General features: G+C 45.7%; 14 protein-coding genes and 11 tRNA genes. 24 read left to right on the forward strand and 1 reads right to left on the reverse strand.

Annotation, left to right across the window (positions count from 1 at the left end; all coding sequences use genetic code 11):
* Nucleotides 1–299 precede the first annotated feature (299 nt).
* The 12 genes from alr (at nucleotide 300) to ABU165_RS20165 (ending at nucleotide 9837) form a co-directional block, all read left to right on the forward strand.
* Nucleotides 300–1478, forward strand: coding sequence for an alanine racemase (alr, locus tag ABU165_RS20110; protein ID WP_009795784.1), 1179 nt, complete (start codon nucleotides 300–302; stop codon nucleotides 1476–1478).
* Nucleotides 1479–1688: 210 nt separating this feature from the next.
* On the forward strand, nucleotides 1689–1970 hold the full coding sequence (locus ABU165_RS20115) for a CopG family ribbon-helix-helix protein (RefSeq protein WP_009795786.1): 282 nt from the start codon (nucleotides 1689–1691) through the stop codon (nucleotides 1968–1970).
* Between the two features lie 4 nt (nucleotides 1971–1974).
* Nucleotides 1975–2325: a type II toxin-antitoxin system endoribonuclease NdoA gene (gene ndoA / locus ABU165_RS20120; protein ID WP_009795787.1), complete on the forward strand. Its 351-nt coding sequence runs from the start codon at nucleotides 1975–1977 to the stop codon at nucleotides 2323–2325.
* 407 nt (nucleotides 2326–2732) lie between these two features.
* A complete protein-coding gene (locus ABU165_RS20125) occupies nucleotides 2733–3566 on the forward strand; it encodes an RsbT co-antagonist protein RsbRA (protein WP_318060843.1) in 834 nt (277 codons plus the stop codon).
* Nucleotides 3563–3919 carry an STAS domain-containing protein gene (locus ABU165_RS20130; protein WP_009795789.1) on the forward strand — a complete coding sequence of 119 codons (357 nt, stop codon included), beginning with the start codon at nucleotides 3563–3565 and terminating at the stop codon, nucleotides 3917–3919. Before ABU165_RS20125 ends, ABU165_RS20130 begins: the two co-directional genes overlap by 4 nt.
* A gap of 5 nt (nucleotides 3920–3924) precedes the next feature.
* The gene (locus ABU165_RS20135) at nucleotides 3925–4326 is read left to right on the forward strand and encodes an anti-sigma regulatory factor (protein ID WP_009795790.1); all 402 of its coding nucleotides are present in this window, start codon (nucleotides 3925–3927) and stop codon (nucleotides 4324–4326) included.
* Between the two features lie 11 nt (nucleotides 4327–4337).
* Nucleotides 4338–5348 (forward strand): PP2C family protein-serine/threonine phosphatase, encoded by a 1011-nt coding sequence (locus ABU165_RS20140; protein ID WP_022543254.1) that lies wholly within the window; start codon nucleotides 4338–4340, stop codon nucleotides 5346–5348.
* Between the two features lie 61 nt (nucleotides 5349–5409).
* Nucleotides 5410–5742, forward strand: coding sequence for an anti-sigma factor antagonist (locus ABU165_RS20145; RefSeq protein WP_009795792.1), 333 nt, complete (start codon nucleotides 5410–5412; stop codon nucleotides 5740–5742).
* Complete coding sequence (gene rsbW / locus ABU165_RS20150) at nucleotides 5739–6212, forward strand: anti-sigma B factor RsbW (RefSeq protein WP_009795793.1); 474 nt, start codon at nucleotides 5739–5741, stop codon at nucleotides 6210–6212. Before ABU165_RS20145 ends, rsbW begins: the two co-directional genes overlap by 4 nt.
* Nucleotides 6190–6984 (forward strand): RNA polymerase sigma factor SigB, encoded by a 795-nt coding sequence (sigB, locus tag ABU165_RS20155; protein ID WP_009795794.1) that lies wholly within the window; start codon nucleotides 6190–6192, stop codon nucleotides 6982–6984. Before rsbW ends, sigB begins: the two co-directional genes overlap by 23 nt.
* On the forward strand, nucleotides 6981–7577 hold the full coding sequence (locus tag ABU165_RS20160; protein WP_009795795.1) for a PP2C family serine/threonine-protein phosphatase: 597 nt from the start codon (nucleotides 6981–6983) through the stop codon (nucleotides 7575–7577). Before sigB ends, ABU165_RS20160 begins: the two co-directional genes overlap by 4 nt.
* Nucleotides 7578–7665: 88 nt before the next feature.
* On the forward strand, nucleotides 7666–9837 hold the full coding sequence (locus ABU165_RS20165) for a Tex family protein (protein WP_318060844.1): 2172 nt from the start codon (nucleotides 7666–7668) through the stop codon (nucleotides 9835–9837).
* Between the two features lie 49 nt (nucleotides 9838–9886).
* Here the strand turns inward: ABU165_RS20165 and cmpA are convergent, their stop codons facing one another.
* Nucleotides 9887–10000: a cortex morphogenetic protein CmpA gene (gene cmpA / locus ABU165_RS20170; protein ID WP_009795797.1), complete on the reverse strand. Its 114-nt coding sequence runs from the start codon at nucleotides 9998–10000 to the stop codon at nucleotides 9887–9889.
* Nucleotides 10001–10118: 118 nt separating this feature from the next.
* Between cmpA and ABU165_RS20175 the strand changes: the two genes are divergently transcribed.
* From ABU165_RS20175 to ABU165_RS20230, 12 genes are all read left to right on the forward strand, one after another.
* Entirely contained in the window at nucleotides 10119–10589 is a 471-nt protein-coding gene (locus tag ABU165_RS20175; RefSeq protein WP_009795798.1) for a SprT family protein, read from the forward strand.
* Nucleotides 10590–10685: 96 nt separating this feature from the next.
* Nucleotides 10686–10760: transfer RNA gene (locus tag ABU165_RS20180), tRNA-Asn, on the forward strand.
* Between the two features lie 3 nt (nucleotides 10761–10763).
* Nucleotides 10764–10854: transfer RNA gene (locus ABU165_RS20185), tRNA-Ser, on the forward strand.
* A gap of 21 nt (nucleotides 10855–10875) precedes the next feature.
* A tRNA-Glu gene (locus ABU165_RS20190) sits at nucleotides 10876–10947 on the forward strand.
* Between the two features lie 32 nt (nucleotides 10948–10979).
* Nucleotides 10980–11055: transfer RNA gene (locus ABU165_RS20195), tRNA-Asp, on the forward strand.
* Nucleotides 11056–11073: 18 nt separating this feature from the next.
* A tRNA-Gln gene (locus ABU165_RS20200) sits at nucleotides 11074–11148 on the forward strand.
* 5 nt (nucleotides 11149–11153) lie between these two features.
* Nucleotides 11154–11229, forward strand: a tRNA-Lys gene (locus tag ABU165_RS20205).
* A gap of 14 nt (nucleotides 11230–11243) precedes the next feature.
* Nucleotides 11244–11325 (forward strand) — tRNA-Leu (locus ABU165_RS20210).
* 70 nt (nucleotides 11326–11395) lie between these two features.
* Nucleotides 11396–11482, forward strand: a tRNA-Leu gene (locus ABU165_RS20215).
* A gap of 74 nt (nucleotides 11483–11556) precedes the next feature.
* Nucleotides 11557–11633, forward strand: a tRNA-Arg gene (locus ABU165_RS20220).
* A 7-nt stretch (nucleotides 11634–11640) separates the two neighbouring features.
* Nucleotides 11641–11717: transfer RNA gene (locus ABU165_RS20225), tRNA-Pro, on the forward strand.
* A gap of 21 nt (nucleotides 11718–11738) precedes the next feature.
* Nucleotides 11739–11812: transfer RNA gene (locus ABU165_RS20230), tRNA-Gly, on the forward strand.
* Nucleotides 11813–11826: the final 14 nt, after the last annotated feature.

The following is an 11826-nucleotide window of genomic DNA, read 5'->3' on the forward strand; positions in this document are numbered from 1 at the left end:
GCGTCTTATGCTGGGCCCGCAGGACGCGGGTCATGCAGGCGTTGCCACAGGACGTGGCGTTCTTAGCCTGCGTTCCTTAATATGGGCAAGCCGCCTCCGCATTTCTTATTGTCCAGCTCCGGGCGCTCCCCTCGAGTCATAAGCCAATCAGGCCAGAAGGTTAAAGAACAACCTTCCGTCCTGCTCGTCTTATGCTTGTCGGGGCTGAGCAAGCGCCCTCCGCATTTCTTATTTGACATTAAGATTCCAGAGTTCGATAATAATTTGTATACTTTTTGAACGGAAGGAAAAGGACGTGAATGGCAATGGATTATCCCACAGGGTTTTACCGGGATACATGGGCTGAAATTAATCTTGATCATATAAAAGAAAATGTGAAATCAATGAAGAAGCTTCTTCCTGGAGATGTGAAGCTCTTTGCTGTGGTGAAAGCAAACGGATACGGGCATGGAGATATCCAGGCTGCGGGGGCGGCCCTTGAGGCTGGGGCGGATTGCCTGGCTGTTGCCTTTTTGGATGAGGCTCTTTCCCTCAGGCAGAGGGGAATTGAGGCCCCGATTCTGGTATTAGGTGCCAGCAGGCCTGAGGATGCACCACTGGCTGCATCTGCGGACATAACCCTGACGGTTTTCCAGGTAAACTGGCTCGAGAAGGCACTTCCTTGTCTGCAAGGGAAGAGACTGACTTTTCATGTAAAGCTCGATACCGGAATGGGTCGGATCGGCGTAAGGGAGAAGGACGAGCTGCTTGCCATTGAGAAGCTTGCAGGGCGGGAGGATGCCTTTGAGCTGCAAGGCATCTATACTCATTTTGCAACAGCTGATGAACTGGACGATTCCTATTTCCGGGAGCAGCTCGGCAGATTCAGGGAAATGCTGTCATGGCTCGGCAAGGTGCCGGAAATGGTCCATACCAGCAACAGTGCTGCTTCGCTCAGATTTCCAGAAGCACGCTTTAATGCTGTCAGAATGGGAATCAGCATGTACGGCCTCACCCCATCGCCGGAAATTGAGCATGAGCTGCCATTCCCGCTAAAGGAGGCTTTCTCGCTTCATGCCAGGATCGTGCATGTGAAAAAGCTCCAAAAAGGTGATAAAGTCAGCTATGGCGCCACCTATGAAGCAGAAGGCGACGAATGGATCGGCACCCTCCCAATCGGCTATGCAGACGGCTGGATCCGCAGGCTGCAGGGACAGGAAGTGCTGGTGAACGGGAGCAGAGTCCCCATTGTAGGAAGGATCTGTATGGATCAATGCATGATCCGCCTGCCATACGGGGTGGAACCTGGAACAGCTGCGACCTTGATAGGTGCGCAGGGGGACAGTATGATCTCCGTCAATGAAATTGCGGCAAAGCTTGAGACCATCAATTACGAGGTCACCTGCATGATATCCAGCCGGGTGCCGCGCGTGTATAAGCAGGAAGAAAAGACTGTGGATCTGAATAACCCGCTTCTCGGCAAGCAGGGCAAGCTTTGAACGGGGGAGCTCCCTGCTGCTCCCGTTCCAGCTAAGCCATTTCATTCATATTTCAGGAAATAAATGCGTATTAATGCATAAAAGGATATTTTTTTGGCCGATAATACAGAGGAATTGCTGATTAGTCCTTTGCACAGCAGCTGAATAATGGTAATATAAAAAATGGTAGAGATAAAAAATGGTGTGTAGTGATGGTGGAGGTGTATGTTTGTGTCTGAGTCCAGCGCAACAACAGAGATCATGGTAAAGTTACCGCAGCATCTTTTAACCGAGTTAGAAAGCTTTGTTAAGCAGGAGAATGTCAATCGGAGCGAATTCATTTATCAGGCAACGAAAATGTATTTGCGTGAGCGGAAGAAGAGACAAATTCGTGAGTCGATGAGAAGAGGCTACATGGAAATGGCAAAAATTAATCTGACGATTGCATCTGAGGCATTCCAAGCGGAATATGAGGCAGAACACACAGTTGAACGTCTAGTAAGCGGAGGATAATCCTTTGATTGTCAAACGTGGCGACGTTTATTTTGCAGACCTATCCCCAGTTGTTGGTTCAGAACAAGGCGGCGTACGTCCAGTACTTGTCATCCAAAACGACATCGGGAATCGGTTCAGTCCCACAGTAATAGTTGCAGCCATTACAGCCCAAATTCAAAAAGCTAAGCTGCCTACTCACGTTGAAATTGATGCGAAGCGTTACGGTTTTGAACGAGACTCTGTCATTCTGTTGGAACAAATTCGTACAATTGATAAACAACGCTTAACCGATAAGATAACCCATCTCGATGACGAAATGATGGAAAAAGTGGATGAAGCTTTGCAAATAAGCTTGGGTCTTATTGAATTCTAGTTATAAGCACGCACGCTCTTTCAGGGTGTCTTTTTATAACACACAGATTCGCTGTGTCTTCCGGAAAACCAAGAGATAAAGGATTTGCTTTATCTCGGGTACATATCAAATTTTAACCTACTTAATATTGTGTATCTGCTGAGGACAAGCATGTGTGTTGCTTGTCTTTTATTATGTCTATTTTTGCTGGACAGGATAGGTTGCAAAGGTTTAATCATCCGAAAAACGGGTAAAATTAAAAGTCTTTCTTCTAGTTCCAATACTTAGAGGTTTTATTTGACTGTGCCTAACTGTTATCATTAAATGGTATATATATATATTTTTTGTTTACATTTTTAAATTTGGTTTACAAGTGCCGGGTAACTCCATCTTTAGAAATATTTGTATGTTAAAATGGGGAGGATCAAATGGATAAAAAGGTTTTGGATTATATTCAAGCTCGAAAAGATGAGATCTTCAATGAATGGGTTAGCAGCACGAAGGAAAACGCGGATGAAAGGGTGATACGCGTAGTTTCGGACCAGGTTTTCACAGGTACGAGCTATGAGTTCATCGATTTGATTATATCGAATATAAAGGGGACGAATGAGGAGTTCACCTCCAAACTGTCCAATTTTGCCGAAAAAGTAGTCCGGCTCGGCTGGCCGCTGAGTTTTGTGACGAAAGGGCTTCAGACTTTCGGAAAAATCGTTTTTGATGGAATGCAGGGGGAAGGGCTGATTACCTCTGAGAACCAGCTGGAAATCGTCAAGGACTTTGAAAGCTGGATGACGCCCGTCTCCAATGAAATTGTCGATATGTATTCCTCGACCTGGGAAAGAACCGTCTCCCTGCAGAAAATCGCCCTTCAAGAGCTGTCCGCTCCATTAATCCCTGTTTTTGAAGGTATTACTGTAATGCCCCTGGTGGGCACCATAGATACGGAACGTGCAAAGCAAATCATGGAGAATCTCCTGAATGGAGTGGTCAAACATCGATCGGAAGTGGTTTTAATAGATATCACAGGCGTGCCTGTCGTGGATACCATGGTGGCTCATCATATCATTCAGGCAGCAGATGCCGTCCGCCTGGTGGGCGCCAAGTGCATGCTTGTCGGGATCAGGCCTGAAATAGCCCAGACCATCGTGAATCTGGGGATTGACCTGAATCAATTTACAACGAAGAACACACTGAAAAAGGGAATTGAAGCAGGACTTGAGCTGACTAGCCGTAAAATTGTAGCTGTGGAGGGAGAACAGTGAGAATACCTATATTAAAATTGCATGACTGTCTGCTAGTGTCCATTCAATGGGAACTTGATGACCAGACAGCACTCCAGTTTCAGGAAGACTTGCTTCATAAGATCCATGAAACCAGTGCAAATGGGGTTGTTATAGACTTAACATCCATTGACTTTATCGATTCTTTTATTGCCAAGGTCCTTGGCGACGTTATAAACATGTCCAAACTGATGGGTGCAAAAGTCGTCATTACCGGTATACAGCCAGCTGTAGCTATTACGCTAATTGAATTAGGCATAGGGTTAGATGATGTCCTTACTGCATTAGATCTAGAAAAAGGTTTGGAGAAACTTCAACAGGAATTGGGGGATTAAACTGTATGGGTATCCAATCCTGCGTAAAAATCATTAATGAATGGGACATCGTAGCAGCACGCCAGCTGGGGCGTAATGTTGCAAAGGAGCTTGGGTTCGGTACAGTGGACCAGGCCCGTATTACGACGGCCATCAGTGAACTGGCCAGGAATATATACTTATATGCCGGACAAGGTCAAATATGTATAGAGAAAATTTATGACGGCGGCAAAGCGGGATTGCAGATCGTAGCAGTGGACAGCGGCCCTGGAATAAATGATATGCGCCAAGTCATGGAGGATGGGTTCTCTACCTCCGGCGGACTGGGAGCCGGTCTGCCAGGGGTTAAGAGACTGATGGATGAATTCTATATCAGCTCATCACCCGGAGACGGTACAGATATAAGAGCGACTAAATGGCTTCGTTAGGGGGAGGCATTATGGATTTCCGAGAAATGATGGAATCAAAGTATCGGGATATTCTAGAGAATTATTTAAAAGACCAGTCAGAACAGACGCTGTATCAAGGTCAAAAATTCAGTAGAAAATCCATTGAACATAAAATATCACCAGAGGAAATCATCAGTCTTCACAAAAGTCTTCTGTTTGAAATTTATCCTGATCTTCCCGAAAATGTACTTCATTCCTTTGATGTGCTGCTTGAAGTGATGATCGGCTACGGCCTAGCATACCGCGAGCATCAGAGCTTAAGGCATAAACAGGAAGAATTGAGGTCCGAAATGGAAATTGCTGCGAACGTCCAGCAGACACTGCTCGGCACGAGCGTACCTGCTGTCGATTCCCTTGACATTGGGGCAATCAGTGTTCCGGCAAAACATATGAACGGGGACTATTATCATTTTGTTCAGGATGAGCATAATAACATAAGCATCGCCATCGCCGATGTCATCGGCAAAGGGATTCCAGCGGCCCTGTGCATGTCAATGATCAAATATGCCATGGACAGCCTGCCGGAAAACCGCCATGAGCCAAGCAGTGTGCTTGAGAACCTGAACAGGGTTGTAGAGCAGAACGTCGACCCGAGCATGTTCATTACCATGTTCTACGGAATGTACAATACGGAAAGCCATCTTTTCCATTACGCGTCTGCAGGCCATGAACCCGGTTTCTATTATAATGCTGAAAAAGATGAATTCAGCGAGACGACTGCCAAAGGGCTTCTGCTCGGGGTCGACAAGCGGACGAAGTATAAGCAGTTCGAGAAGGAGGTTCATCCCGGGGACATGATCGTGCTTATGTCTGATGGGGTGACTGAGTGCCGGACAGATGAGGGCTTTATTGAAAAAGATACGCTGATTGGATATATACGCAAATACATCCATCTCAGCGCGCAGGAGATAGTCACAAATATTTATAAAGAACTTGAAAAGCTTCAGCATTTTCAATTGCGTGATGATTTTACATTAATAATATTAAAAAGGAATGTTTAGCGTCTCATCGCGCCGGGTATAAGGTAAGAGCAATTGACATGTTAAGAGGTGGGGTCTAGTTATGAATATTACGATAGATTTGAAAGAGAATGATACACTGGTACAAGCTAAAATCAGCGGAGAAATTGATGCATATACGGCTCCGAAGCTAAGAGAATCATTATTCCCGCTTTCTGAAAAAGAGGCAGTTGAAATGGTTGTGGACCTTTCGGAAGTATCTTATATGGACAGTACAGGATTAGGCGTTTTTGTCGGGGTTTTCAAAAATGTACGCTCCAACAATGGCAAGTTTCAGATTGTCGGCCTTTCTGAACGTCTGAAAAGACTGTTCGAAATTACGGGCCTAGCCGATATTATTGATATTAACAGCCAGATTGAGGGTGGGGTACAATGAATCAACCGTTTGATTACTTAGAAATGAAAATTCCGGCCAAGCCCGAGTTTGTCGGAGTTATCCGGCTGACATTGTCAGGCATTGCAAGCCGAATGGGATTTTCTTATGATGAAATAGAAGATTTGAAAATCGCGACAAGTGAAGCTTGCACAAACGCTGTGCAGCATGCTTATAAAACGAGCGAAAAAGGTGAAGTGGTTATTGGCTTTGGCCTATATAACGACCGTCTCGAGGTTATGGTGGCTGACAGCGGTAAAAGCTTTGACTTCCAATCTGCACGCGAAGGCATCGGTCCCTATGATCAAACGGATTCTGTCGAATTTCTGCGTGAAGGAGGACTGGGCCTTTACTTGATCGAAACATTGATGGACGAGGTTAGAATCCATCATAAAGAGGGTGTGACGGTCTTTATGACCAAGTACCTGGAAGGAGAGCAGGTGGAGAGGGATGCAGAAACAATCTCAACCTAACCAGAGATCCAAAGAAGAAATAAACGAATTAATCAAAGCCTACCAGGAAAACCAGGATGAAGAAGCCCAGGAGATACTGGTAAGAAACTATAAAGCCCTGGTTGAGACAATAGCCAGGAAGTACTCAAAGGGACGCTCTTATCATGAGGATATCGCACAAGTGGGAATCATTGGCCTTCTGGGGGCCATACGCCGCTATGATGAAACCTTCGGGAAAAGCTTTGAAGCTTTTGCTGTCCCGACGATTATTGGGGAAATCAAGCGATTCCTGCGCGATAAAACATGGAGTGTTCATGTACCTCGCCGGATAAAGGAATTGGGGCCGAAGATCAAAACAACGGTCGAAGAACTGACGACCCAGCTCCACCGTTCACCAAGGGTTGATGAAATAGCGGATGAAATCGGGGTCTCCGAAGAGGAAGTACTGGAAGCAATGGAAATGGGCAAGAGCTATCAGGCCCTTTCTGTCGATCACTCCATTGAAGCCGATTCTGATGGAGGGACGGTTACCCTTTTAGATATTGTAGGTAATGTGGATGAAGGATTCGAAAAGGTCAATCAGCGAATGGTACTTGAAAGAGTGCTCCATGTCCTGACAGACCGTGAAAAACAAATCATTCAATACACCTATCTGGAGAATATGAGCCAAAAAGATGCCGGCGACAAGCTTGGGATTTCCCAAATGCATGTGTCAAGGCTGCAGAGAAGGGCCATTAAAAAGCTCCAGGAAGCGATCAATGCTGAAAGCAATAACTCGGAGTGCCTTTCATGACGCATATTGTCAAAGATAATCTTGAGGTCCTCGCTCATCAGACAGCAAAAGAAGGAAAATCTCAATGTGGGGATGGCTATTTTTTTACAGCAACAGAGGAATACTTTGTCTGTGTCCTGGCAGATGGACTGGGAAGCGGCCAATATGCCCATGAAGCTTCTTCTGCTGTCATCCAGGTGGTAGAAGAAAACCATCAGGAAGATGTTGATACCCTTATGAAGCTGTGCAATAAAGTGCTGGTTCAGAAAAGGGGAGCGGCAGTTTCGGTATTCAAGGTTGATCTTATCAATAAAGAATTTGTATATAGCTGTGTCGGGAATATCAGATTCTTTTTGTATTCAGCAGCAGGCAAATTGACTTATCCGCTCCCAGTAACAGGATATCTGTCCGGAAGGCCGCAGGTGTTCAATACACAGCGGTTCAATTATGAAGCCAAATCCAAATTTCTTATCCACTCGGATGGCTTTAATATCAGCGGAGTAAAGTCCCTGCTCAAAAGCTTTATGCCGATTGATTGTATTGCCGAAGAGATTAAAAGCAAATACTCAAACAGCACTGATGATTCGACCTTTATTATTGGGAGCCTGCTCTAATGAGAGCCGGCTTTTTTTCTTTGTTTGGGAAACTTCAATACATTTGATAAAATAGTGGTAGAAAATCGAAGGTTGTGAGGGATTGAATTTGGAGAAGACTGCACATAAACAGGAAGAGATGTTAAAGCTCGTGTCAGCTGAATTGAAGATAAACAGCAAACAGGTGAAAAGTGTCATCAGCCTGCTCGAGGATGGGAATACGGTTCCTTTTATTGCCCGGTACCGGAAAGAGCAGAGTGGTGCATTGGATGAGGTGCAAATCAGGGACATTATGGAGAGATGGCAATACATACAGAATCTTGAACAGCGGAAGGAAGAAGTGCTGCGGACGATAGAGGAACAGGGTAAGCTGACGCCGGAGCTTGCTGCCCAAATCGGAAAAGCGGTCAAACTGCAGGAGGTAGAGGATCTGTACCGCCCTTATAAGCAGAAGCGGAGGACAAAGGCTACCCAGGCGAAGGAAAAAGGGCTTGAGCCGTTTGCAGAGTGGATGCTAGCGTTCACTAAAGAACCGGTTGAAGAGAAAGCGGCTGCATTTATTTCTGAGGAAAAAGGTGTGAATACAGCTGAAGAAGCGATTGCTGGTGCCAGGGATATCATTGCTGAAATGGTCTCTGATGATCCGGAAAGCAGAAAATGGATCAGAAGGGAAACCTTCAAAAGCGGTAAAATTGAAACTTCTGTAAAAGATGCAGACAATGATGAGAAAAAGGTCTATGAAATGTATTACGAATATGAGGAGCCGATCAGTAAAATCGTTCCTCACAGAATACTGGCTGTAAACCGCGGAGAAAAGGAAGATATCCTCAGAACGGCAATCCGGCCGAATATAGATATGATGCAGAGCTATTTGAAGAAAAAATGGATCAAGAATCTTTCCTCCCCCTCTGCTGTACCGGTAAGCGAAGCGATTGAGGATGGGTACAAAAGGCTGATCCAGCCGTCCATCGAGCGGGAAATCCGGAATGAATTGACGGAGAAGGCAGAAGAACAGGCCATCCATATATTCTCGGAGAATTTGAGGAACCTCCTGCTTCAGCCGCCTCTTAAAGGAAAGGTTGTTCTTGGGGTGGATCCTGCGTACCGTACAGGCTGCAAACTGGCAGTTGTTGATGAGACGGGAAAAGTAATGGACATTGGCGTCATATATCCTCATCCGCCGGTCTCTAAAACAAAGGATGCAAAAGAAAAAGTAAAACAAATCATTAAAACTTTCAAAGTCGAGATGGTAGCGATCGGAAACGGTACAGCTTCAAGAGAAACCGAGCAATTCATTGCAGATATCCTAAAAGAACTGAGCGGCGATATTTATTATATTATTGTTAACGAAGCCGGGGCGAGTGTTTATTCAGCATCAGACCTTGCCAGGGAAGAATTTCCGGATTTCCAGGTGGAAGAGCGCAGTGCTGTATCTATCGCCCGCCGCCTGCAGGATCCATTGGCCGAGCTGGTGAAAATTGATCCCAAATCTGTAGGGGTAGGCCAATACCAGCATGATGTATCTCAAAAAAGGCTGAGCGAATCCCTTACATTTGTCGTCGAAACAGCCGTAAACCAGGTCGGCGTTAATGTTAATACGGCTTCATCTTCTCTCTTGCAGTATGTGGCAGGATTATCAAAGACAGTTGCCAATAATATTGTTAAGAAAAGAGAGGAAGAAGGCAAATTCCTATCAAGGGTCCAGCTGAAAAAGATTCCCAGACTGGGAGCCAAAACTTATGAGCAAGCTATCGGCTTTCTGCGCATTGCGGGTGGAAAGGAGCCGCTTGACAGGACGAGTATCCACCCGGAGAGCTACCAGGATGCCGTCAAGCTTCTGTCCAGGCTTGGGTTTAAAACAACTGATATTGGATCAGAAGAGCTGAAAGCAGCACTTGCCGGAATTGATATCAAACAAACAGCGGAAGAGCTTGAAACAGGTGAACTGACGCTCAAGGATATCATTGATGCTCTTAGGAGCCCTGCGAGAGATCCGCGAGATGATCTCGCTAAGCCTATCCTTAAAACAGATGTTTTGAAGCTTGAAGATTTAAAGCCTGGCATGGAGCTTCAGGGAACAGTCAGGAATGTAGTGGATTTTGGTGCTTTTGTCGATATCGGCGTAAAGCAGGACGGGCTTGTCCATATATCAAAGCTGCGAAAACAGTTTGTTAAGCATCCACTGGATGTTGTATCGGTGGGAGATGTGGTGACAGTGTGGGTCGACAGTATTGACAGCCAAAAGGGAAGAGTGGCCCTGACCATGCTTTCTGATCAATAACCAATTACAGGAGGAGGAGTGTCAGTATGCGCTCCCCCTTTTTATTAATTCACTGCAAGTGTTTCTTTCTATAGAAATACCAGCACTGGTTCAGCAATTTAATCTGATATCGGTTTTTCTCCAGGAATGCACGCTGAATCTGATTTTGAAACCATGTAGGCATAGGAACCCTCCTGTAGTAAAATCTGTATATATAGCCTATGCAGGGCAAGGTTGTCACGTGAACCTGCGGTGCTGATAAAACAAAGTAAAAAGGGCATAACTAGAAAGGATACAAAGGAATGAACGATCAAGAACTCCAACTGCTGACCGAAAGGATTTCAAAAGAATATTTTCAAAAGCCATTCCGGCACAAAGCTTATTTTAATCCTCGTTTGCGGACAACCGGAGGCAGATATATTTTAAGCACCCATAATATTGATATAAATAAAAGCTATCTTGATCAGCTGGGAAGAGAAGAGCTGATCGGCATCATCAAGCATGAGTTATGCCATTATCACCTCCATCTGGAGGGGAGGGGATACCAGCATAAAGACAAGGATTTCAGATTGCTGTTAGAACAAGTGGGTGCACCAAGATTTTGCTCTGCTTTACCGGACAGGCCAAAGAGGAAGGCGGCTAAAGTAATTGCCTATACATGCTCAGGCTGCGGCCAGCTCTATAAGAGAAGGCGGTCGATCAATACATCGAAATATGTATGCGGAAAGTGCAGGGGAAGGCTCGTGAAGTCAGGAGAAATCAAGGCAGATTAAGTTTAAATAGTCCTATTAAAACTTTTTCAAAAACATAGTTGACTTTTGGTTTCTGGGTTCTTATAATAGTAAGAGTCGATAAGATGTTAAAGACATTCCGCAGTAGCTCAGTGGTAGAGCATTCGGCTGTTAACCGAACGGTCGCAGGTTCGAGTCCTGCCTGCGGAGCCATATGGGGAAGTACTCAAGTGGCTGAAGAGGCGCCCCTGCTAAGGGTGTAGGTCGGGCAACCGGCGCGAGGGTTCAAATCCCTCCTTCTCCGCCAGATGCAACCTGGTTTTATGATGGCCCCTTGGTCAAGCGGTTAAGACACCGCCCTTTCACGGCGGTAACACGGGTTCGAATCCCGTAGGGGTCACTTGTAAATATATTGTTTTCTTTCTTAAAGATGGTCCCGTGGTGTAGCGGTTAACATGCCTGCCTGTCACGCAGGAGATCGCGGGTTCGATTCCCGTCGGGACCGCCATTTTTCTCAAAAAAACATTGGGCTATAGCCAAGCGGTAAGGCAACGGACTTTGACTCCGTCATGCGTTGGTTCGAATCCAGCTAGCCCAGCCATTTTTGAGCCATTAGCTCAGTCGGTAGAGCATCTGACTTTTAATCAGAGGGTCGAAGGTTCGAGTCCTTCATGGCTCACCATTTAATTTCTATATGCGGGTGTGGCGGAATTGGCAGACGCACCAGACTTAGGATCTGGCGCCGCAAGGCGTGGGGGTTCGACTCCCTTCACCCGCATCAGCATTATTTACCAGTTGATATTTACTTAATTACCTGGTATACTAAGTTTTGCTGTCACTTATAATATGCGGTCGTGGCGGAATGGCAGACGCGCTAGGTTGAGGGCCTAGTGGGGGTTAACCCCGTGGAGGTTCAAGTCCTCTCGGCCGCACCAAAAAAACTTATTGACAACCGAAGTTGGTTGTGATAAGATATAAAAGTTGCTTCTAAAAAAGCAAATTAAAATATGCGCCCGTAGCTCAATTGGATAGAGCGTCTGACTACGGATCAGAAGGTTATGGGTTCGACTCCTTTCGGGCGCGCCATATTTTACGGGGAGTAGCTCAGCTTGGTAGAGCACTTGGTTTGGGACCAAGGGGTCGCAGGTTCGAATCCTGTCTTCCCGACCATGAGTATTTTAAGTTTAATATGCGGGTGTAGTTTAATGGTAAAACCTCAGCCTTCCAAGCTGATGTCGTGGGTTCGATTCCCATCACCCGCTCCAATTTAAAGATTGTT

The sequence above is a fragment of the Cytobacillus sp. T106 genome, from assembly GCF_040492155.1.
GTDB classification, from domain to species: domain Bacteria; phylum Bacillota; class Bacilli; order Bacillales; family Cytobacillaceae; genus Bacillus_AB; species Bacillus_AB infantis.